We start from the raw sequence: 22,085 nt of genomic DNA, 5'->3' as shown, positions 1-22,085 counted from the left end.
CTCTCATGGTCGCGCACCACGGCCACGAAGGCACAACATTGCCTCAGATTAGGAAGCGGCTAGGGGTTCTTGAAGTCGTCAAACGATGGCACTGGTCGGTCTTGATAAGCAGCAATGCCCTCGGGCAGCAGGTGTGACATGCCTTTCCACGCCAAAAGCCCGACTAGATCAACCAGATCCTCGAATTCCAGTTGCTCATCCTCGTTTTCAAGGTGAGCCATCACTGCCGAATGCAACAAGCCCGACAGAGCACCTACTACCACCCGAACTTCCGGGGTGCCGCCCCAACGGGCCACAATCATCTCAATCCGTTCGGAACGAGCCTGCAAAACACTGGGGTGCTGATTGGCAGTAGCGGCCCCGATAATCGACCACGCTTCGGGGTAGTCGAAGGCAAATTGCAAATAACGCCTAATCCACGAACGTGCCTGTTGGCCTGGGGTTTGACCGCTGTCAAAAGCCGGAGCAATGGCGTTATCCAGCAATGAATAGCACTCAAGACAAACTGCCCCGACCAGACCGCTGCGATCACCAAAATAGTTGTACACCAGTGCCCGTGAAACCCCAGCCGCCTCGGCAATCTCCTCAAAGGTCACCGCCGATGGATCACGACCAGCAAACACCTTGACCGCCGCAGCAGTGATCTGTGCTCGACGGTCTTCAGGTGCTAAACGAGTTCTGGTGCGTGAGGGTGGATTCGACACGTCCATTTGGCTCAACCTTGCGAGTCAACTAGTTACTGGCTGGTCCTCGAGCACAGGAATTAATGGGAAATGGCATGCCACCCAATGGTCTTCACCAACCGCACGCATAACGGGCTCGGTTTGGGCACAGACATCTTGCGCTCTTGGGCAGCGAGTGCGGAAGCGACAGCCCGAAGGAGGATTAATCGGCGACGGAAGCTCGCCAGCTAAGGTGCCCCGCTCCTCAGGTTTAACCGTTGGGTCAGGAATCGGAATCGCTTCTAAGAGGAACTGAGTGTAGGGGTGCGCTGGTGCGGCGTAGAGATCGTCGGGGTTCGCAACCTCACAAAGCTTGCCCAGATACATAACTGCAACGCGATCGCTGATGTTCTTGACAACTGCCAAGTCGTGAGCGATGAAGATCAGGGTCAGCTGGTATTCAGCCTTCATGTCTTCGAGAAGGTTCAGAATTTGGGCCTGAACCGAAACATCAAGGGCCGATACGGGTTCGTCACAAATAATTACTTTGGGGTCAAGAACCAGCGAGCGAGCAATTGAAATACGTTGGCATTGTCCACCCGAGAACTCATGGGCCCTCTTCGTACGAGCCACAGCGGGGTCTAAACCCACCGATGCCAGCACTCGGTCAACGTGCGCATCGCGTTCTTCTTTGTTACCCCTGCCCCAAATAGCCAGAGGTTCGGCAACCAAGTCACCAATTTTGCGCCTCGGATTCAGCGATGAAATTGGGTCCTGGAAAATCATTTGCATTTCAGGACGCAGCCGCCGTAGCGCTTCACCGCTGAGTTTGGTGATATCGGTTCCTTTGAACACGATCGAGCCTGACGTCGGCTTTGGTAGCTGCATAATGGCGCGGCCAGTGGTGGATTTGCCACAACCAGATTCGCCCACCAGGCCAAGGGTTTCGCCTTCTAGGAGGTCGAGGCTAATGCCGCTTACAGCATGAACCTTGGCATCTTTACCAACAGGGAATTCCACCGTGAGATGTTCAACGGTGAGCAGCGGGTCTTTTTCTGGACGTAGATGAGCAGTCCCAGATCCGGCCATGTTCAGCTCTCCATTACGGCGCCCGCACCAGCGCCTTCAAGGGTGATCAAAGTTTGTGGGAGACCAGCTTCGAGGTTGCGTTCATAAGCGGCCTTGTTTTCGGGGGTGCCAACTGGATACCAGCAGGCAAACTGATGCCCTGGGGTTTCGGCGTCTTGCAGAGGTGGTTCCTCAACATGACATTTCTCTTGCGCATAGGGGCAGCGCGGCGAGAAGTTGCAACCCTTGGGCGGGTTGATCAGATCTGGTGGACGACCGCCGATCACTTTAAGTCGAGTGTGGCTCGGATCGTCGATCTTTGGAATCGATCGCAACAAGGCTTCGGTGTAGGGCATCTTCACGTTGCTAAATAGCACCGAAGTTGGGGCCTTTTCGACCACTTTGCCGCCGTACATAACCACGATCTCATCGGTTCGACCAGCAACTACGCCAAGGTCGTGGGTAACCAAGACCATGCCCATGTCACGTTCACGTTGTTGTTCTGCCAGCAGATTAAGAATCTGGGCCTGTACGGTCACATCAAGAGCCGTGGTGGGCTCATCAGCCATTAACAATTTAGGCCCGCAAGCCAAGGCAATTGCGATGGTGACCCGTTGGCGCATTCCGCCGGAAAGCTGGTGCGGATACTCTTTGAGACGCTTTTCAGGCTCGGGAATATTCACCGAACGTAACAAGGAAACCGCTGTTTTATTGGCGTCAGCAGCACTCAGATCGAGGTGGAATCGTAATGATTCAGTGATTTGACGACCAATACGCACCACTGGGTTAAGCGACGTCATGGGATCTTGGAACACCATGGCAATATCGATGCCCCAAATGTCGCGCATTTCTTTGTTCGACAGACCCGTTATGTCTTTTCCTTCGAACAAGACGGTTCCGTCACGCACCACGTTGTTACGGGGCAAAAGGTTCATAACCGAACGTGACAGAACGGTTTTACCAGAACCCGACTCGCCGACAATGCCAATGGTTTTCCCACGGTCCAGAGAAAAACTTACGCCGTCAACCGCACGAACCCGGCCTCTTGCGGTGATGAAGTGGGTCTTTAGATTGTGCACCTCAAGAAGGTGGCCTGAATCAGCCGCCTTGGGGGCTTCAAGCTTACTTACCGAGCGGCCACGGCTCATAAATACTGCTCCTGGACATGTGCTTAGCAGCGCTTTTTAGGGCGATACGGTTACGGATAACAAAAACGTGCGGGTGAAAACCAAATCTGGTGATTTGTGATGTGAGTCACAATATTGGGAAGAACCTATGCAATTGGTGGTCACACTGTCAATTACCCTAACCAATGTTTAAACGACGGTATGAGTTGTGGTAACCAAGGACAGCGTTTACGTAGACATCTGACTGGTTATACGACAGAATCGCCGAACGCAGTACGACCGCATTGTCGAGCCTCGAACTGTTCTTACAGAGGTATGCCGCCGCCGCAGCTGTGGCGTCATAAAGGTTGTGCGGATCACGAATCCCGTCGCCGTTGCCGTCACGACTCCATGCCCGCCAGGTACTGGGTATGAACTGCATTGGCCCAACGGCGCGGTCGTAAGTGGCATCGCCATCGTAGCGACCGCCGTCAGTGTCGTTTATCAGTGCTACGCCTTCGCTGCCATCCAAGGCAATCCCAATGATTCGAGGACTCACCACACCGTTAGGGCGCGGTTGTGATCGGCCAAAAGTGCCATGGAAGCTCTCCACGCGACCGATACCAGCCAACACGGTCCAGCTGATTCGGCAGTGGGGCACGGTCTCGACTGCCCCCAAATAGGCGTCTAGCGCAACGACAGAAAAATTGGCCCCCACCACGTTCGCTACTAGATACGCGTCACGATATTGCTCTTGTATTCGAGGCACTGTGGGCTCAACGCGGGCGAGTTCAGCCTCGGCTGCTGCGCGCTGATGCTCAGTGTCGCTGATTTCTTCTAACGTCGTTAACAGGTCGGCTTCATAGCGGTTCACATCCGTGGTAGCGCTTGCGAAGTCGGCCTGAGCTAGACCGAGGTTTCGGCGGAGGGTCGATTCCACTTGGCCCACAATTACTGCCTCGCTACCGGCGACATTGGCACCAGCGGCACCATATATTAGTGACTCGCTCGAGCGTCCTCCGCCCATGTAGGCCTGGATGGCCAGCGAACGCAGTTCTCCACGATGACGTTCCATTCGAAAACTGGCTTCAAGCTGGCTATTACGGGCCGCCGATAAATCCGCTCGAAGGGTGTCACGTTGGTTTTGCAATTGGGCTAACTTCACCACGGCCGCTTCGTGAATCATCCGATTTGTAACGATTGTTTCTTCGAGATGTTCAAGCTCAGCGCGCAGCTGGGTCAGGTTCCGACTCGACGCTTCAACTTCTCGAACGCGTTGCGGTATTAGCGCTTCTGCTCCCGCTACCACCTCAGCGGAAATCGCAGGCTCAGGTTCCTCGGCGTCAAGATTGTCGGCCTCCAAAGTGTCATCACTGTTTTCAGCATTGCCCACCGACGCGCTCGCAGAAATAGGCAGCAACAACGCCGTGATGGCTAACGCCGCGGTCGCCATTAAGGCAGCAGATTTTGCGACGAGCTTCAAAGGCTCCGACGAGTTCGACAAAGTAGTAATTAACCACCCGCGGTGAAGGTCAAAGAACTAAGGTAGGGCACAACGTAGCCCGTACGAGGGGGAATATGTAGTGTCCGAAGTGAACATCAAAGACCGGATCCGAGTCACCATTGACGAAGGCGTTGCCGACGTAACCCTAATCAGGGCCGACAAGATGAATGCCGTGGACGGTGCCATGTTCGAGGCACTGCTCGAAGCCGGTGAAATGATTGAAAACGACTCGTCGGTGCGGGTCGTGGTGTTGTCAGGCGAAGGGCGAAGCTTCTGCGCCGGTCTCGACTTTTCGAGCTTTGAGCAGATGGAAAAAGGTCCGAGCAATGCGATCAATAGCGAGCTTTCCAGAACGGATCGACAACCTGAAGCCCGCATAGGGTCGCGTGGTCAGCAAGCAGTGTACGTTTGGACTGATATGGCGGTACCAGTCATCGCTGCGGTTCATGGGCACGCTTTAGGCGCTGGTTTTCAATTAGCACTTGGTGCCGACATTCGTTTTATCGCACCCGATGCGCAAATGAGTGTCTTAGAAATTCGTTGGGGGTTAGTGCCCGACATGACAGGTACCCAAATGTTGCCCCGCTTGGTAGGTCTCGACGTCGCCAAAGAGCTCACCTTCACTGGGCGTATGGTGCCGGGCACCGAATGTGTCGAGCTCGGCTTGGCTACTCATGTATCTGACAGTCCAAAGCAAGATGCTATGGCTTTGGCCCGCGAAATTGCAGCTAAAAGCCCTCAAGCTATTCGTGGCGGTAAGAGGCTCCTGAACATGGCCGGCCAGGTCAGCCTTGAAGAAGGTTTCACCCAAGAGGCCACCATCATGCGGTCACTGATTGGGTCACCAAACCAGGTGGAATCTATTCGCGCCTATTTCGAAAAACGGCCAGCGGTCTATCAAGACTAACGACACAGCCGTCACGTAATGAACCTGGTTTCTCAACTGCAAAAGCTAGTGGGAGAGGCCTATGTTCTTGATCAGCCTGACGATCTGAGGCCGTATCAAACTGACTGGACCGGGCGATGGCATGGTCACGCCCGGGCGGTCGTGTTCCCCAAGAACATCCACGAAGTTCGCCGTCTGGTACAGCTATGTGCCAGTACCAACACTCCGTTAGTGCCACAGGGTGGCAACACAGGCCTGGTTGGTGGTGCGGTACCAAGCAACCTAAGTGTGGTGCTATCAACCCGGCGTCTAAACACGATTGAACCTGCTGACCCTAACGAAGCACGTATTACGGTCGGTGCTGGTGTAACAGTGGCTGCGGTCCACCAGGCGGCCAAGAGCATTGGTCTTCGATACGGAGTTGATTTTGCTGCCCGTGAATCAGCAACGGTGGGCGGCAGCATTGCAACGAACGCTGGTGGTCACCATGTGGTCCGGTACGGCATGACTCGGCAGCAGCTCTTAGGCGTTGAAGCGGTACTTGGCAACGGCGAAATTATTAGCCATCTTCGAGGGCTAACCAAGGACAACACCGGCTATGACCTAGCGGGCTTATTGTGCGGAAGCGAAGGGACCTTAGGTGTTGTCACTAAAGCAGTTTTGCGACTGTGGCCCGCCACCGCGCAGGTTTCAACTGCTCTATTAGGTTTTGAACGTTTGGGCGATGCCATCGAGGCCTCGATAACACTGCGTCAGCGCCTGGCCGAGGTTGAGGCGGTTGAATTGATGTTTCAGCCGGGGATAGAAGCGGTGGCGAACCGTTTCGATCTAGCATGGCCTCTCACCACCAATAAAGTGGTGTTATTGGTTGAAACCGCAGGTAGCGAACCTAGTGCCGACCAGCTTGCAGAAGAACTGAGTCGGCTACATGGGATCGTGGATTCGGCGCTAGCCACTGAAAGCGCCCGCCGCGCTCAGCTGTGGCGATGGCGAGATCTACACACTGAAGCAATTTTACACGCAGCTGAAACACCGCCCCATAAGCTTGATATCACCCTTACTACCACAGCGATGGAGGCCTTCTTCACCAGCTTGGAACAGTTGGTGTCAAGCCATAGCGATCACACCAAGTTGTGGCTTTTTGGCCATCTTGGTGATGGTAACATTCATGTGAACATCACGGGGCTAGAACCCGATGATGAAGCTCTTGATGAAGCAGTGTTGAGGTTAGTAGCCGAATATGGCGGTGCTATCAGTGCTGAACACGGCATTGGTCGTGCTAAAGCCCAATATCTACACCTCAACCGTAGTGCTAGCGAGATCGCTGCCTTTGGTGCCATCAAGTCGGCACTAGACCCTTCCGGCATCTTAAATCCGGGTGTGTTGCTGCCGCAGCGAGCTAGCACCGACCGGCAATAGAAGAGAAGTTAGCGGTAAGTGATTGAAAAACAGGTTTGCCGCCCTTACTAGGCGGCAAACCATCAACCAGAATCGCTTATATCTAGTTCGAGTGGGGCACTAAACCAGCTTCGAGTCGTGGCCTTTCCAATACTCGTCCCTCAGAAGGCGCTTGTAGAGCTTGCCGGTGGGATGGCGAGGCAGTTCTTCGCGGAAATCAACCGAACGTGGCGACTTAACGTCGGCCAAATGCTCACGCACGTATTTAATGAGCTGTTGTTCCAGCTCAGGCGTAGCTTCATACCCTTCCGCCAGCTGCACAACCGCTTTGACTTCCTCACCAAAATCAGCGTTAGGCACGCCGATCACGGCCACATCTAAGACCGCGGGATGCATGGTGAGCACATTTTCGGCTTCCTGAGGGTAAACATTAACTCCTCCGGTGATGATCATGTACGAGCGTCGGTCGGTGAGATACAAGAAGCCGTCTTCGTCAAGACGGCCAATGTCGCCCAAGGTGCTCCAGCCGCGACCCTTTGGATCACGAGAATCAGCGGTCTTTTCAGGATCGTTGTGATATTCAAAAGCGCCTTCGCTTTCAAAATACACAATTCCTTCTTGTCCTATTGGTAGTTCATTGCCGTCTTCATCAAGGATGTGCACCACTCCGGTCAGCGCTTTACCGACCGTGCCTTTGTGCTCCAACCAGTCTTGCGAGTTGACATAGAGGAATCCGTTGCCTTCCGTTCCGGCGTAATACTCATGCAAGACCGGACCCCACCACTCGATCATTTGCTCTTTAACGGGGATGGGACACGGCGCGGCAGCGTGCACCGCCACCTGCAAACTTGAGACATCATATTTATTGCGCACCTCTTCGGGCAGCTTGAGCATACGCACGAACATGGTGGGTACCCATTGGCTAGTGGTGGCCTTATATTTTTCAATAAGTGCCAACGCCTCTTCTGGGTCGAAGCGACTCATAACGATTACGGTGCCGCCAACCCGATGTACGCCCATGGTGAAACGCAAAGGGGCAGCATGATACAGAGGAGCCGGGGACAGATACACGGCGTCTTCACTAAAGCCAAAGAGCATCTGCGCCAAGCCGGTAACAGCGTTATCGCTACCCAATTCGCTCGTGGGCAACGGTAGTTTCACACCTTTTGGTCGACCAGTAGTGCCCGAAGAATAGAGCATGTCTTGGCCCTCATACCGAGGTGCCGGTAGCGGCTCGGCTACCTGGGCGGCGAGCGCATCTTCCAGGCGCTCATAGCCCTCGAGATCAGCATCCAAAATAAAGCGGTGCTTGACCCCAGGGTTACGTCCTACCAGGGCTTTAGCAACATCAGCCATCGCGGCACTGGTAATGAAAACCTTGGCACCGCAGTCGTCCAAAATATACTCAAGTTCTTCAACCGTGAGGCGCGAACTAATAGCCGTCCAGTAGGTACCAGCGTAATTAGCACCCCAAGCAATCTTGAAATAATCAGGATGGTTCTCTAAACAAAACGCCACATTGTCGCCGTGTTCAACTCCACAGGCTCGCAGTAGCTGCGAAAGTCTATTAGCAGCATCGTCTAATTCCTTATATGAAATTGCGCGACCAGTGTCGGCCATTATGTACGCAGGATGGTCGGGTTTAGTTTGGGCCCAGGTCCCCGGAAAATTCGCCATGACCAAAAGCTACACGGATGTGACCGGCGACATCACAAAAGCCACCACGACTAGTCATCGTATTCAACATCTGTGCCAGTATTAAGCACATTCTTTACGCTTATTCGCGCATTACTTTGAGGGGATTACATGTCTGAGGACGAAACCACGGTGTCGCCTGATGAGGCTCGAGTTCAGGCCTTAATCGATCAGCTGCTAGCCGAGAACGACGTCTCCGATCCGGTGGCTTTTCTAGGGGCACAATTTGACCTTGGCCTGGCTTGGGTCCATTTCCCAGAAGGTAATGGGGGACTAGGTCTTTCACCAAGGCTTCAAACGACCATCAATGCCCAGCTAGCCGAGGCCGGGGCCCCAAACGCAACTTCGCGGAACCCTATTGGGTATGGCATGAGTGCCCCAACAATTGTTACCCATGGCTCAGAAGAGCAAAAGCAACGTTACCTACGGCCTCTGTTCACCGGGGAAGAGATCTGGTGCCAACTCTTTAGCGAACCGGGAGCCGGTTCCGACGTGGCCGGGCTTTCCACCCGGGCCGAAAAAGACGGTGAAGAATGGGTGGTAAATGGTCAAAAGGTTTGGACCACGCTCGCTCACATTTCAAGCTTTGGCACCTTGGTGGCTCGCACGGACCCCGATCAGCCCAAGCACAAAGGTCTCACCCACTTCGTAGTCGATATGCGTGCACCAGGTGTCGAGGTACGGCCACTTCGCCAAATTACCGGCGATGCCGAGTTTAACGAGGTCTATTTCACCGATGCTCGGATTCCTGATTCTGAGCGCCTGGGTGATGTAGGCCAAGGTTGGGCGGTGGCAGTGACCACGCTGATGAACGAGCGAGTATCGATTGGGGGCAATGTTGCGCCTCGTGGTTCGGGTTATATCAGCGGTGCCGTTAAGGCCTACCACGAATACGCGGCTTCCATGCCACAGAGCCAACGCCAGGCACTGCGTGACGACCTTATGAAACTGTGGGTGCGTGCCGAGGTCTTGCGCCTTACCAACATGCGTGCTTCAGCTAATCGTAAGCTGGGCAACCCTGGTCCCGAAGGTTCGGTTGGAAAGCTGGCCTCCGCCGATCTCAACAAAGATATAACCGCCTTCACAATGAATCTCATGGGTCCCCACGCCCTGCTCTTTGACGACTATTCAATGCGTGCACCCGATCGAGCTATGGACACCAGCACCGCCCAGCGTGGCTTCCTGCGCATGAGAGCCAACTCCATTGAAGGTGGCACCACCGAGATCATGAAAAACATCTTGGGTGAGCGAGTGCTAGGTCTGCCCGGTGATGTTCGAGTCGACAAAGACCTGCCGTGGTCACAGGTGCCTCGATAGGCCCATATTGGCCATATGTTGTGGGTATGGCGAGGTATCTAGCTAATTTGGGTAGATGCCCCGCCGTACGAAAATTATCGCCACCATCGGACCGTCTTCTGATTCGCCTCGCGACCTAGAAGCGTTAATAGAAGCCGGGATGGATGTAGCGCGCATCGGGTTGGCCCACGGCACTATTGAAGAACAGCTTGAGCGCTACTACCGAATTCGCGCCGCGGCCCGCGCCGTTGGGCGAAACGTGGGCATTTTGGTCGACCTTCCAGGACCAAAAGTACGTGCCGGATCCTTCGGGGAAAACGGCGGCGTTGAATTAGCACCAGGAAACCGGGTCATTTTGCGCCCGGGGAACGGCGTTAGTACCGCCACTGAAATTGAGGTCGACTACGAATACCTCTTGGCCGACATTCATGCTGGTGATCGCCTTATGTTTGGTGATGGCACCGTAGTGGTGGAAATTGAAGAACACTGTGGTGATTATCTGGCTGGGGTAGTTGCCCACGGCGGAATTGTTCAAGGCCGCCCCGGAGTTCATATTCCGAGTGATCGGCTTAGAACTTCAGCGCCTACCGAGCGCGACTTGCGTCTTCTCGACGTATTTGTTGACGCTGGCGTTGACATGGTGGCTTTGTCTTTCGTGCGTTCAGCCCACGATGTGCGCCGCATTGGCACCGAACCACATCCACGCGGACCACTAATCGTGGCCAAAATTGAGACCCGGGCGGCGGTACAAAACCTGGAAGGAATTATTGCGGCCTCAGGTGCCATCATGGTGGCCCGGGGCGATTTGGGTGAAGAATTCGAAATCGAAGAACTTCCGCATCTTCAAAAAGAAATCATCGCCAAGTGCATAGCCATGGGGCGACCGGTGATTACTGCAACGCAGATGCTTGAATCAATGATCACCGCGCCTAGTCCAACCAGGGCTGAAGCTACCGATGTTGCCAACGCCGTTTTTGATGGCACCTCGGCGGTGATGCTCTCGGCAGAAACCGCCATCGGGCATGATCCGATTGAGGCCGTGGCAACCATGGCACGTATTGCTGGCCATGCTGACCAACGCTTTCCCTACGATTCGTGGACGGCCCGGCTCACTGACCGGCATGTGTTGGGGGAAGCTGCCAGCCTCGATTCGAAGATGACCGACACCATTACTATGGCCGCCTGGCGGGCCGCCGCAGAAGTGAAGGCCAACGCCATTATCTGTATTACGCGCTCGGGTTTCACGGCCCGTTCGATTGCTCGTTTCCGCCCCCAAGCCCGTGTTTTGGCCTATTCACCCGATCCGCGTGCCGTACTGCAGCTCTCGATGAGCTGGGGCACCACCGCCCTGGGCTCGCAAGCCCACGGCGCATTCACCGACATGGCTGATTGGGCAGTCAACGACGCCAAACGTCAAGGTTTGCTTCGCTCGGGCGATGTGGCGGTTGTGGTGGCAGGCTCTCGTGAAAGCTCGGAAGCCACCGACACCCTTCGCTTGGTGCGTGTGCCATAGCTTTATGGGGCCCGACTATTATCTCGATCCGCCGCACCTGGCGGTTTATGAACGTCTGCCAGACACCGGGCAAAATGCAGCACAGCTAGTGGTGCTGGTTCATGGCACCATGGATCGCGCTACCAGTTTTGCCAAGGTCACACGTCGTCTCGCCGAGTTCCATACGCTGCGCTATGACCGGCGTGGCTACGGCGATTCAGCCATCAACGTCGATGGAATGCCAGTGTTGCCTGCCACCGATCTGCAAAGCGCTGCTAACGATCTCTTGGCGGTGGTGGACGGTCGGCGCAGTGTTCTCGTGGGACATTCCATGGGTGGCACCATTGCTTTAGCAGCCGCTATAACCCAGCCTGAGATGGTCGAAGCCGTAATCGCTTATGAGTCACCGCTGCCCTTTGCCACCACGGCTGACCAGCGGCCAAGAAATCCTGAGTCCGATCCGGCCGAGGCTGCCGAGAAGTTCATGCGTCAAATGATTGGCGATGCCCAATGGGAACGACTGCCAGCTTCGAGCCGTAAGAAGCGCCGAGCTGAAGGACCGGCACTGATTGCCGATCGTGAGCTTTGGAACGGTGCAAGCAGTTATCAGCCAAGCGGGTTAGTGGTGCCGGTAGTAGCCGCTTATGGTGGCATCTCGAGCGAGCACCATCGCCAAAGCGCGTTTCGGTTAGCCGAGCTAGTACCCCAGGCCACCTTGGCCGAGATAGAGGGCGCATCCCACGGTGCTCATCTCACTCACCCCGATGCTTTTGCGGAACTGATTCGCGCAACGGCAGCACAGTTTCGCTAAATATGCTCGAACTACTAGCCCCATTCTTTCTTGCTCTGAACTTAGCTTTGTAATATGGGGAAAGCTTTGAGATGCGATACAGTTTTACTTATATTGCTTTATGGTAAATGCCCTCCCTTAAGGAGTACCCGTCTTGGAAATACCCTTCATTAACATTGAAGAACTAGCTGAACGGCTAGAAACCGAGACCCCGGTTGTTATCGATGTTAGGGAAGAATTCGAATGGGATGAGGCAAGGATCGCTGGTACCAAACTGGTGCCATTGGGAGAGCTAACTCGTCGAGTAGACGAGTTGCCAACCGATCAAGCACTTCTTATTTTGTGTCGTAGCGGAAACCGAAGCGGCCAGGCCACCGCCTGGCTACGTGAACAGGGCTACGACGCCTTTAATGTGGATGGTGGCGTTTTGGCATGGGCTTCAAGTGGCCGCCACCTTGAATCTGGCCCCAACCCCGCCTAGGCAGTGACCTCTCCGAAACCCATAACGAACAACAACGCCTTCGGCGAGCTTCTTGAGCAACTTCGGGATGAACCAGTAGTAGCCCTTGATACCGAGTTTCATCGCGAGCGCACCTACTTCCCCAAAGTGGCGCTGCTGCAATTAGCCTGGCGAGATCAAGTTGCCATTGTCGATCCACTAGCGGTAGATCTCGAACCTTTCGCCGATATTCTCGACAGTGATGCCACGATCGTCATCCACGCCTCTTCGCAAGACTTAGAAGTGTTGGCACGCTCGTGCGGTACGACTCCAAGAAACCTATTCGACACCCAAGTAGCTGCCGGATTTTTGGGCATGTCGAATCCATCGCTCGCTTCGCTCGTGGAAGCCCATTTTGGCGTTCATTTACCTAAAGCCAGCCGCCTAACTGATTGGCTGCAAAGACCGCTCTCCAACGCCCAACTTACCTACGCCGCATCCGACGTTCTGTATTTGATTGAGCTGCGAGAACGTGAAATTGCCGAGCTTGATTCCCGTGGTCGCCTGCCTTGGGCGGAAGACGAGTTCCAGTCGTTGCTCAACAAGGTACAGGTTTCACGCACTCCTGAAACAGCGTGGCGGAAAATCAAAGAGGCAAAACACCTCCGCGGTAAGGCTCGCGACATCGCCCGCTCGGTTGCGGCCTGGCGCGAACGACGCGCCATCGAAAGTGACCAACCAGCTCGTTTCGTACTACCAGACTTGGCAGTGGTTGCCATCGCCCAAAAAGCACCAACCACGCCTAGCGAACTAGCCAACATACGCGGTTTGGACGAGCGGCACCGGCGGGGTGACTACGCCATAGAAATCACCGCCGCGGTGCGTGAAGGCCAAGAAACTCCTATCGAAGTTACGCGCAGACCGGTGTCAAACGGCGAAATCTCAAAAGAGCTTCGCCCCGCCGTAGCATTGGTTTCTTCTTGGATCAGCCAACTAGCACATGATGAAGGAATCGATACTGCCATTTTGGCCACTCGTTCAGACCTTGAAGCCCTCTTACGTGGCGATGAAGACGCCCGTTTAGCATTCGGGTGGCGCGCTGAGATGGTGGGCGAACCGATTCGCCGTTTGATTTCAGGCCAAGCATCGCTGGCGTTTGGTCAAAACGGTCGGTTAGCGCTTGAAGAGCGTTCCGGACGACCGGTATTGCATTAACGCTACCAAGGCTTCAACGCACCAGCGTTTAGGCATCGGCTAAGAGGCTCGCTGTCTCGGGCGATCGTGGATCACGGCCCAGAGTCGTCCCAAGCGCGCAGGTTAGCTCTTAAACAGCCCATCGACGGCTTAAATAATGGCCGCTAAGGCACCAATTACAATCACAGTGAGCAAACCCGCCGCTACCATGGCGAAGAGCCGGTCGCCTCGACGCACCCAACGTAAAAAAAGCCAAAGAACTCTAATGATTGGCACCGCGATTAGCGTCGTCACCATGGCATAGCTTGCTATCTCATTAGCGGGGGCTGGCAAAAGAACCCCGCCAATGGCAAGAACAAAGGCTAAAACGGCGCCAAATTGTAAGAAGGAAACCAGGTAACGTTGACGGCCGATCAGCGGATGACGATTGACCTCTGGATCTGGCTCGCTAGAACCCAGCGGCGGCGCGAATTCACTCAAAGCTGAACCACCAAGACCGTTGCAATAACTATCAACATTACTGACAAAAAGCGTCGTAATATTACCGGTGGTAAGGCGTCTTGTACCGCTGAGCCTAAAACGCCGCCAATCAAACCCCCTAGAGCTACCGCCGAGCTTTCGAGCGGGTCGATTCTACCTTGTAAGGCAAAGACCAACAGTGCCGTGGACGATGTAATAGCCACGCTAAAAGTTGAGGTAGCGGCGGCCACTTTCAACGGTATGTACATGAGCTCACGCATAGTTGGCGTTTTGATAAAGCCAGCTCCCACCCCTGAGAGTCCAGTCACCACACCAGCGAAGGTCATGACCACCAATCCGGTACCCATGTTGCGAGCACGATAGGGGACCACACCCTCGGCGGTGGCAATTGCGCCATCGAGCGAACCGGGCCATTCGGCCGACGGTTCACCCGCTAAGGCTGCTACCGGACCATAGCCACTGGCGGGCCTCAAGAAGCCTGCTAAACCAGCGACGAAAGCGGTTGCCGCCAAAACACCTTGCAGGGCCGTGCCGCTAACGGCGCCTGAGACCCAAGCGGCAATCACTGCTGCCGAGGTAGCCGTTAGTTCCAAGGTAATGCCCAGTCGGTGATGCACTAACCCGCTAGCCAGTTGTTTCGGTGCTGCCGAGAGCGAGCCGGCGGCTACTGAAATTAAACCAAGTGGAGCCGCAAGCACGGGATCGACACCAAGTAGTACCAAAGTAGGCACTAATAGTACTGCTCCACCAAAACCGCCTAAGGTTCCTATTGTGGCCGTTGCGAGCGCTAAAGCAAGCAAAGCTGGAATAGTCATATAGACCTCATATCCCTAAAGTCTAACTAACGGAGCACTGTACGCAGATTCCGATGTTTTCAAGACACTTAGAGCAAGCATGACGAGCTTTCGACTCATTAACGGCTATGATGTATCGAGCTTTCATCTTTTGCAGACAGGAGCTGGCCCGTGGTGAAAAAGGGTCGCCATCGGCGGTTTGAAGAGGCACGAGCACTCAAACGCACGACAGACATAGATTTTGAAGACTTGTTCGAGTCGCTACAAGCGGATCGTCCTGCACGCGACGATGACGCGTCCGATTCTGAATGGACTGATTACGAAGACAGCGACGACGACCCACCTGACTACGACTAGTCAGGCCGGTTGGCAAGTTCTATCTAAATACCGCTTCGTGTTGTGGAGAGAACACCTTCTGGCAGTAACCTTTCAAATTCGTGTCATATAGCGAACTGCGCAACGTAGCCATTATTGCCCACGTCGACCACGGTAAAACCACCTTGGTAGACGCCCTGCTTCGTGCTACCGGTACTTTCCAAGCCCACGAAGCCGTAATCGATCGAGTCATGGACTCGGGCGATCAGGAACGGGAACGGGGTATCACGATTTTGGCTAAGGCCGCCTCGATTACCTGGAACGGGGTTCGGATCAACCTGGTCGACACTCCGGGACACGCTGATTTTGGTGGCGAAGTTGAGCGCGCCCTGACCATGGTTGATGGGGTATTACTGCTGGTAGACGCGGCTGAAGGTCCACTACCGCAAACCCGATATGTGCTTTCAAAAGCTTTGGCTGATGATCTACCGGTGGTGGTGGTCATTAACAAGGTCGATCGAGCCGATGCTCGCGCTGATGAAGTCTTAGATGAGCTCTTCGCTCTTTTCATTGACCTTGGCGCCGAAGATCACCAAATCGATTTTCCAGTAATTTCCACCATTGCTAAAGAGGCGAAAGCCACCGAAGGTGTAGGTGTCCCGGCACCCGATGCCGATTTGGTTCCGCTTTTGAAGGCGCTTGTAGACACAGTGCCTAAACCAAGTGGTGACCCCGACGCCCCGTTACAGGCCATGGTGACTAATCTCGACGCTTCCGACTATCTCGGTCGGCTTGCGGTTGGACGGGTCATGAACGGCTCGCTCCGCCGCGGCGAGACAGTGGCTTTGTGCCGCGCTGACGGTTCTGTAATTAAAAGGCGTTTAGGCCAGCTATTTGGCATCAGCGGTGTCGGTCGCAGCGAAGTGGAGCAATGTGGTGCTGGCGATCTGTTCTACGTAGCGGGGTTTCCCGAGGTCGAAATCGGCGACACCATCGCCGACGCCGCCGAACCAACCCCATTGCCGCGTTTGGTGGTAGACGAACCGGTGATGCGAATGACTTTCGCGGTTAACACTTCACCGCTGGCAGGCAAAGAAGGCAAGTATCTAACCTCGCGTCATTTAAGAGAACGATTAAACCGAGAAGTGTTGGGCAACGTTTCAATTCGACTCGCCGACACTGATTCGCCCGATGTGATAGAAGTGGCCGCTCGTGGAGAGCTGCAATTAGCAGTACTAATCGAGGCGATGCGCCGGGAAGGCTACGAGCTACAAGTGAGCCGACCCGAGGTGCTAATCCGCGAAATCGACGGTATAAAACACGAACCGCTTGAAGAAGCAGTGGTAGACGTGCCCGATGACTATGTGGGCACGGTGACCCAGGCCATAGCACCCCGCAAAGGCCGAGTTGAAGACATGCGTCCTGGTGATATCGGCCGCACAATTATTACTCTCAAAGCACCTTCGCGAGGATTGCTCGGCTTTCGTTCAGGGCTCTTAACAGCGACTCGGGGCACCGCCCTTATTCATCAACGTCACGAAGGCTGGACGCCTTGGGTCGGTGAGCTGCCCACACGGAGTGGGGGAGCAATGCTTGCCGATCGCTCCGGCAAGAGCACCTCATACGCTCTAGACAACCTACAACTGCGTGGTGAAATGTTTGTTGGTCCAGGGACTGAAGTTTATGAAGGCATGATCGTTGGTGAATCGGCACGTGGTGAAGACATGACAGTGAATATCACCCGTGAAAAACAAAAAACTAACATCCGCACTCACGCCGCCGACGACGCCATCAAATTGACCCCGCCGAAGATATTTACGCTAGAAACGGCCATCGAGTGGATTGGCGACGACGAGCTAGTTGAAGTTACTCCCGAAAACCTTCGTCTTCGTAAGCGGACTTTGAAGGAACAGGACCGTAAACGTCTGCGTCGATAACAGTGCCTTGGTAGCGGATGCCGTACCAATCGCTGTCCTGCCAAAGTGCCGGATGACGAAATTCAATGGCACCGCTCGTTAGCTCACCATCTCGCGCTCGAAACGGCCGCACCACACCACCTTGTGTTTCCAGCTGACCGACAAATTTCATGATTTTTTCATGAAACTCAATCGACTCGTCGCCTACGAGTGAAATAGCACTCTCAAGTGAAGGACCTTGCGCACCTAGCTCGTACATCAGCCGAGCTGGTTCGTATACGCGCCCAAGGGGACCGAATCGAATTCGCTGAATCTCCCGTAAACCTAAACGCCGCCTACGCAGTTTAATTAGTCGTGAGTCTTCTAAAACGTGGCGGGCAGCTGCCCCGTTTTCTAGGGCAGTGTCAACCACACTTGATTGAAGTTCGCTCGCCAAATTAGTTCGATTCACGACCTCGGGTGTGAGTTTGGCGATCAAGCTGAGCGAGGTGATCAATAGCTGATTCTCGTCACAATCATGTGAACGTGCAGGCACCGCACAGACCATGACATCTTGATGACCACCGCTGGCACCCTGGGCAGCAACCGTTTCGCCCCACAAGATCGGACCTCGAATTTCGCCGTGGCAGTGCACGGCATGGTGTTCAAAAATCGAAGCCAGAGAACGACTGATGGTGGGCATGGCGGCTAGCAAGACCTGCGCTTCGATGCTGGACGCCAAAATCAAGGCTTCAATCGAAGTTGCTTGTTCCCGGCCCAACCCAAATAGGGTGCCAATCGCTTCAGCGAAATCCATGGGTCGACGAAGCTTCGCCCAAAGCTCGTGGGTCGCCGTAACGGAGGTATCGCTGCTCATGGCTTCAATTTCTAAATGACCAAGTCGAGGCCGAGCACTTCGCCGATAGTTCGTTGTGCCTCAAGTTGTTCTGATGGATCAAATAGGGGTTCAACGGCGCGATATAGTTCCGTGGCCCGACGTTCGTCCATACCCTCAAATTGAGGCAGGAAATACGCATAGAAAACCTCGAACAAGACCCGTGATCTGGGCACCACATCGCTTTCACGGCGTGCCGCGTAACGTGCAGCATCGAGGTAGACAGCCGGTCCAAGGTCTTTGAATTTCCGCAGTATCAACAAGTCAGCCACCATGTCGCCAGGTCCTTCTAGGACTTGTCGGAAATCAGCTTCGGCCGGTGTGCCGACCTCAATGAACGCAAACCGTCTCATCAGCGCGTATGACATTTCAAAGAGCAGGTTCTTGTCGAAGACATTCATGGTGGCGATGATCCGCCAAGAAGCCGGCAAACGAATCACGTCGGTATCATCGGGTGGCTCTACACCAGCGGGTACCAACGATAAGGGTTTAGATTGCCCAGCCCGTTTATAAGGTAAGACCACTGGCGAACCGGACAGTACAGTGAAGAGCTGACCGAATGCTCGGTCAAAGTTGGAGCGGTTCATCTCGTCAATCACTAGCCAACGTCCGCTCATAATTGCTTCTACGAAGAGGCCGGGTCGAAAGATTAGGCCTTCCGCAGTCGGTTGTAGTCCACCAATAGTTTCGAAGGTGGTCCATTCGCTGGTGGCTGTGGTTGGCAGATAACCAGTGCACATTAAAGAGTGGGCCGCCACTTCAGCCGCTACATAAGCCAGTGTCGTTTTGCCGGTGCCAGGAGGTCCGGTAAGCACCACATGTTTACCAGCGTCAATTGCCGCCACAACCTGGTCAATCACATAGGGTGGAAAGATTATTCCATGCTCATCGATGGCCCGTTGCAACGATTCCCGATCAAATCTTGCCATTGTCAGCTCCTACGCTGTTCAGGTCGGTAGATTGCCGTTTCAATACGCTAGCGTCTTCTCGAGCTGACGCGCCTAGAGTAGGTAGCTAATGGCTGGTGAGTTCGAAGACATACGCAGTCGCCTAGAAGCTATCAGTGAAGAGCTAGCTGACTTGGCTATTGTTCGGTTGCGCGAATCCATCGACGCTGGTGGCCACGAGCTACCAGTAGACGAGAAGCGCCTGACGCGGGCCAGGCGTGCAGTAGAAAAGGCAGTGAACATCCTGCGTGATCCCAATGACGAATATACATTCTGATTTTGTCACACCTAAAACTAAACCAATTTTGCCAGGCTTCTACATCGTTGTTTCGGGTGGACCTGGCTCAGGCAAGACTCTTTTAGCGCGCCCGGTAGCGGAAGCACTACGCCTTCCGCTGCTGTCCAAAGACACCATCAAAGAAGCGCTTTTCGATGAACTAGGCATCGGTGATCGGCTCTGGTCACGCCGGCTTGGTCGTGCCAGTGTGGCCGTGCTCTATCGAATAGCAGCCAACACTCCGGCGGCAGTGTTGGAATCAGTGTTCCACCACGATCTGGCCGTGGCCGACCTGCAGGCCCTCGAAAAACCGTTGATTGAGCTGCATTGTCAGTGCGATAAAGAAGTCGCACTGCAGCGATTTGAAGAACGAGCCACCGATGAACGCCACCCCGGCCACCTCGATAGCCAACAACCCCGAAACCGACTGGTGGAGTTAGTTGAGGAGGGCTTAGAACCGCTCCGACTGGGCGGACCGTTGTTGGAAGTGAACACCAACAATCGTGTCGATGTAGCTCAGGTAGTGGACTGGATTAAGGCTCAGCCTGAATACCAAAAAACCTTAGACTTATAGTGCTCTATACCGAAAGCCGCAGCTGCTTCAACTCACCGTTCGCTCGGAAGCGTGAGAGCTAAAACAAGCTATTCGCTTTCGTTCTTAGAAGTACCGAGCTCGTTTAGACGATCAATAAAGATCCGCAGACGAGAAAAACTCATCTGGTTGAACTTGAACGACAACCGCTCTAAATCTAAAGCGTCGTTATCACGCACCTCACCCGGCGACGGCTTCGGTCGGCTGATGCCATTTTCGCTCATAATGTCAGAGAACTCATCCTGCAAGGCTTGCAGTTCTGCGTCGCTCAATCGTCGAGAATGACGTATTACTAAATTCTTGCCAACCATTCGCATCGAGTGATAATTAGCATAAAACGCTTCAATATGAGCGGCCGCTTCTTCAACGTCGTTAGTCACAAAAAGCAACCGATAATCGTCTTCGCTTATCAGCCGTCGTTCGCCCAGTTCGTCTTTGACAAATTTTAACCATCCGGGCCAATAGCTCGAACCCGGCGGGTCAAGAAGTACCACGGGGATCGGGTATGACTTACCGGTTTGCAAGAGGGTTAAAACTTCGAACGCTTCATCGAGGGTTCCAAACCCACCGGGCAGCATACAGAAACCATCTGACTCTTTTACAAAGGTCAGCTTACGGGTAAAGAAGTAACGAAAATTAATAAGTTTTGGATCGCCAGCGATGGCATTATTAGCGACTTGTTCAAACGGTAAGTTGATATTGATACCAAAGGATTTGTCCCGTCCGGCCCCTTCGATGCCTGCCTGCATTATTCCGGGCCCGGCACCGGTCATAACCATCCAGTCAGCCTTGGCCATCCGGGCAGAAAATGCTTTGGCGCATTGATACGCAGGGTCATCCGCAGCAATTCGAGCTGAGCCAAATACGCTTACCTTGCGCACACCACGGTAAGGCGCAAAGACGTTGTAAACATAACGCAGCTCTTTTAGCGTATAGTTCGCCATTTTCACTTCGCCACGCGCCACGTTTTCTAATTCCATACGAAGCGACGACGCTATAATTTCGAAAATTAGTGCCGCTTTAGAACGGGCATTGGTACTTTCAACCAACTCGGCGATTCGACGATCGAGCTTAGCAATACCAGTGCGATATCGTGGTAACCCCTTTATAAATGGGCTTTCACCTTGGTCTTTAGGGGTGGCTTGTTCATCTTCATCATCGCCGAAACTGGTTTCACCGTGGGGGATCTGACCCGGGCGCGCTCTGTATTTAGTCATTTAATGTAAATCATATCAAGATTTAAGTTAAGATATTTATATTAAAGCCAGGCCTAAAGGAACGATTGCCTAACACCTTGTAGGGTATCGAGCACATCGCTGAATGACTTCTTAAACGAATCGACACCGTCGATCTCTAACTTGTTCGCCACGTCCGCAAACGAGATGCCCAAAGCTTCAAGTTTCTCAAAAGTGTTTTCCGCCGCCGCAAGGTCAGTATCAATAGTTCGAGCAATAGTGCCGTGGTCTAAGAAGGCGGCGATCGTCGACTCGGGCAAAGTGTTCACACTCTCAGGCCCGATCAATGCGTCAACATACAACGTGTCTGCATAGGCAGGGTTCTTGGTGGAGGTTGAAGCCCACAATGGCCGCTGTTTGTTGGCCCCGAGTGCGGCCAAGGCCTGCCAGCGGGAGGTGTCGAAAGCTTGTTGAAACAGACCATAGGCAAGCTTGGCCTGGGCCACGGCGGCTTGGCCGTAGAGCTCGGTGTCTGGCGGGGCGATTTGGGCCAACCGTGCATCAACCTCGGTATCGACGCGGCTTACAAAGAACGATGCCACACTACGAATTTTGGAAAGATCACCAGTGGCGGCCTCAAGACCATTCAAATAAGCAGCCATCACTTCGCCATATCGCGCCAAACTGAAGATCAGCGTGATATTCACGTTGATTCCCTCGGCAGTTAGCGTTTCGATTGCCGGAATACCCTCGGCAGTTGCAGGCACCTTAATCATGACGTTTGGTTGGTTGATCTGGGCGTGCAGCTTTCGAGCGGCGTCGATAGTGGCTTGTGTGTCGTTGGCCAGCTCAGGTGATACTTCAACCGAGACATAACCGTCTTCGCCGTTCGAATTTTCATAAACCGGCGCCAAGACCGAAGCAGCGTCGACAATGTCGCTTATAACCAACCGCCAATATGAATCTTCAAGATCCACACCGTCGGCTACCAGAGTTCTTAGTTGTTCATGGTAGGCGTCGCTTGAGGTCATAGCCCGTTGAAAAATTGTTGGATTCGAGGTCACACCGCGGATGCCGTCGTGCACCCATCGCGCTAACTCACCGCTTTTGATCCAATCACGTCGCAGGTTATCAAGCCAAGGGCTTTGCCCCCCGAGCTCATGAAGTTCAGATAATGTCGCCATA

At 54.1% G+C, this 22,085-nt stretch carries 22 protein-coding genes; 11 read left to right on the top strand and 11 right to left on the bottom strand.

Annotated elements, in window-relative coordinates; translation table 11 throughout:
- Window positions 1-59 precede the first annotated feature (59 nt).
- The 4 genes from WC184_01685 to WC184_01670 form a co-directional block, all read right to left on the bottom strand.
- Window positions 60-710 (bottom strand): TetR/AcrR family transcriptional regulator, encoded by a 651-nt coding sequence (locus WC184_01685; GenBank protein ID MFA7476589.1) that lies wholly within the window; start codon window positions 708-710, stop codon window positions 60-62.
- Between the two features lie 18 nt (window positions 711-728).
- Window positions 729-1,751: an oligopeptide/dipeptide ABC transporter ATP-binding protein gene (locus WC184_01680; GenBank protein ID MFA7476588.1), complete on the bottom strand. Its 1,023-nt coding sequence runs from the start codon at window positions 1,749-1,751 to the stop codon at window positions 729-731.
- Window positions 1,752-1,753: 2 nt separating this feature from the next.
- Entirely contained in the window at window positions 1,754-2,878 is a 1,125-nt protein-coding gene (locus WC184_01675; protein MFA7476587.1) for an ABC transporter ATP-binding protein, read from the bottom strand.
- Between the two features lie 157 nt (window positions 2,879-3,035).
- Window positions 3,036-4,340 (bottom strand): lytic murein transglycosylase, encoded by a 1,305-nt coding sequence (locus tag WC184_01670; protein ID MFA7476586.1) that lies wholly within the window; start codon window positions 4,338-4,340, stop codon window positions 3,036-3,038.
- A gap of 94 nt (window positions 4,341-4,434) precedes the next feature.
- Between WC184_01670 and WC184_01665 the strand changes: the two genes are divergently transcribed.
- Both WC184_01665 and WC184_01660 read left to right on the top strand, forming a co-directional pair.
- Entirely contained in the window at window positions 4,435-5,247 is an 813-nt protein-coding gene (locus WC184_01665; GenBank protein ID MFA7476585.1) for a crotonase/enoyl-CoA hydratase family protein, read from the top strand.
- 18 nt (window positions 5,248-5,265) lie between these two features.
- A complete protein-coding gene (locus tag WC184_01660; protein MFA7476584.1) occupies window positions 5,266-6,645 on the top strand; it encodes an FAD-binding oxidoreductase in 1,380 nt (459 codons plus the stop codon).
- 99 nt (window positions 6,646-6,744) lie between these two features.
- Here the strand turns inward: WC184_01660 and WC184_01655 are convergent, their stop codons facing one another.
- Window positions 6,745-8,301: an AMP-binding protein gene (locus WC184_01655; protein ID MFA7476583.1), complete on the bottom strand. Its 1,557-nt coding sequence runs from the start codon at window positions 8,299-8,301 to the stop codon at window positions 6,745-6,747.
- A gap of 129 nt (window positions 8,302-8,430) precedes the next feature.
- Here WC184_01655 and WC184_01650 point away from each other — a divergent pair, with 129 nt between their 5' ends.
- The 5 genes from WC184_01650 (at window position 8,431) to WC184_01630 (ending at window position 13,551) form a co-directional block, all read left to right on the top strand.
- On the top strand, window positions 8,431-9,636 hold the full coding sequence (locus tag WC184_01650) for an acyl-CoA dehydrogenase family protein (protein ID MFA7476582.1): 1,206 nt from the start codon (window positions 8,431-8,433) through the stop codon (window positions 9,634-9,636).
- Window positions 9,637-9,691: 55 nt separating this feature from the next.
- A complete protein-coding gene (pyk, locus tag WC184_01645; protein ID MFA7476581.1) occupies window positions 9,692-11,128 on the top strand; it encodes a pyruvate kinase in 1,437 nt (478 codons plus the stop codon).
- A 4-nt stretch (window positions 11,129-11,132) separates the two neighbouring features.
- On the top strand, window positions 11,133-11,918 hold the full coding sequence (locus WC184_01640; GenBank protein MFA7476580.1) for an alpha/beta hydrolase: 786 nt from the start codon (window positions 11,133-11,135) through the stop codon (window positions 11,916-11,918).
- A 133-nt stretch (window positions 11,919-12,051) separates the two neighbouring features.
- The gene (locus WC184_01635) at window positions 12,052-12,378 is read left to right on the top strand and encodes a rhodanese-like domain-containing protein (protein MFA7476579.1); all 327 of its coding nucleotides are present in this window, start codon (window positions 12,052-12,054) and stop codon (window positions 12,376-12,378) included.
- 3 nt (window positions 12,379-12,381) lie between these two features.
- A complete protein-coding gene (locus tag WC184_01630) occupies window positions 12,382-13,551 on the top strand; it encodes a ribonuclease D (protein ID MFA7476578.1) in 1,170 nt (389 codons plus the stop codon).
- 129 nt (window positions 13,552-13,680) lie between these two features.
- On the opposite strand, the gene WC184_01625 is transcribed toward WC184_01630, so the two are convergent.
- Both WC184_01625 and WC184_01620 read right to left on the bottom strand, forming a co-directional pair.
- Entirely contained in the window at window positions 13,681-14,010 is a 330-nt protein-coding gene (locus tag WC184_01625) for a hypothetical protein (protein MFA7476577.1), read from the bottom strand.
- Window positions 14,007-14,825, bottom strand: coding sequence for a sulfite exporter TauE/SafE family protein (locus tag WC184_01620; protein ID MFA7476576.1), 819 nt, complete (start codon window positions 14,823-14,825; stop codon window positions 14,007-14,009). The genes WC184_01625 and WC184_01620 overlap by 4 nt, the downstream gene beginning before the upstream one ends.
- 153 nt (window positions 14,826-14,978) lie before the next feature.
- Here WC184_01620 and WC184_01615 point away from each other — a divergent pair, with 153 nt between their 5' ends.
- Together WC184_01615 and typA are read left to right on the top strand one after the other, a co-directional pair.
- Window positions 14,979-15,161, top strand: a complete 183-nt coding sequence (locus tag WC184_01615) for a hypothetical protein (protein MFA7476575.1) — start codon at window positions 14,979-14,981, stop codon at window positions 15,159-15,161.
- Window positions 15,162-15,241: 80 nt separating this feature from the next.
- Entirely contained in the window at window positions 15,242-17,056 is a 1,815-nt protein-coding gene (gene typA, locus WC184_01610; GenBank protein ID MFA7476574.1) for a translational GTPase TypA, read from the top strand.
- Here the strand turns inward: typA and WC184_01605 are convergent.
- Both WC184_01605 and WC184_01600 read right to left on the bottom strand, forming a co-directional pair.
- A complete protein-coding gene (locus WC184_01605) occupies window positions 16,986-17,891 on the bottom strand; it encodes a hypothetical protein (GenBank protein MFA7476573.1) in 906 nt (301 codons plus the stop codon). The two genes, typA and WC184_01605, sit on opposite strands and share 71 nt — an antisense overlap.
- An 11-nt stretch (window positions 17,892-17,902) precedes the next feature.
- On the bottom strand, window positions 17,903-18,838 hold the full coding sequence (locus WC184_01600; protein ID MFA7476572.1) for an AAA family ATPase: 936 nt from the start codon (window positions 18,836-18,838) through the stop codon (window positions 17,903-17,905).
- Window positions 18,839-18,926: 88 nt separating this feature from the next.
- Between WC184_01600 and WC184_01595 the strand changes: the two genes are divergently transcribed.
- Together WC184_01595 and WC184_01590 are read left to right on the top strand one after the other, a co-directional pair.
- The gene (locus WC184_01595) at window positions 18,927-19,133 is read left to right on the top strand and encodes a hypothetical protein (GenBank protein ID MFA7476571.1); all 207 of its coding nucleotides are present in this window, start codon (window positions 18,927-18,929) and stop codon (window positions 19,131-19,133) included.
- Complete coding sequence (locus WC184_01590; protein MFA7476570.1) at window positions 19,114-19,707, top strand: AAA family ATPase; 594 nt, start codon at window positions 19,114-19,116, stop codon at window positions 19,705-19,707. The genes WC184_01595 and WC184_01590 overlap by 20 nt, the downstream gene beginning before the upstream one ends.
- 68 nt (window positions 19,708-19,775) lie before the next feature.
- Here WC184_01590 and WC184_01585 read toward each other — a convergent pair whose 3' ends face one another.
- Together WC184_01585 and tal are read right to left on the bottom strand one after the other, a co-directional pair.
- Complete coding sequence (locus WC184_01585; GenBank protein MFA7476569.1) at window positions 19,776-20,942, bottom strand: TIGR00730 family Rossman fold protein; 1,167 nt, start codon at window positions 20,940-20,942, stop codon at window positions 19,776-19,778.
- A gap of 53 nt (window positions 20,943-20,995) precedes the next feature.
- Entirely contained in the window at window positions 20,996-22,084 is a 1,089-nt protein-coding gene (tal, locus tag WC184_01580) for a transaldolase (protein MFA7476568.1), read from the bottom strand.
- Window position 22,085: the final 1 nt, after the last annotated feature.

The organism is Acidimicrobiia bacterium, from assembly GCA_041676705.1.
GTDB lineage: Bacteria > Actinomycetota > Acidimicrobiia > Acidimicrobiales > SKKL01 > Actinomarinicola.
The sequence above is the reverse complement of the archived record's forward strand: the minus strand, read 5'-3'. Positions and strand labels throughout refer to the sequence as shown.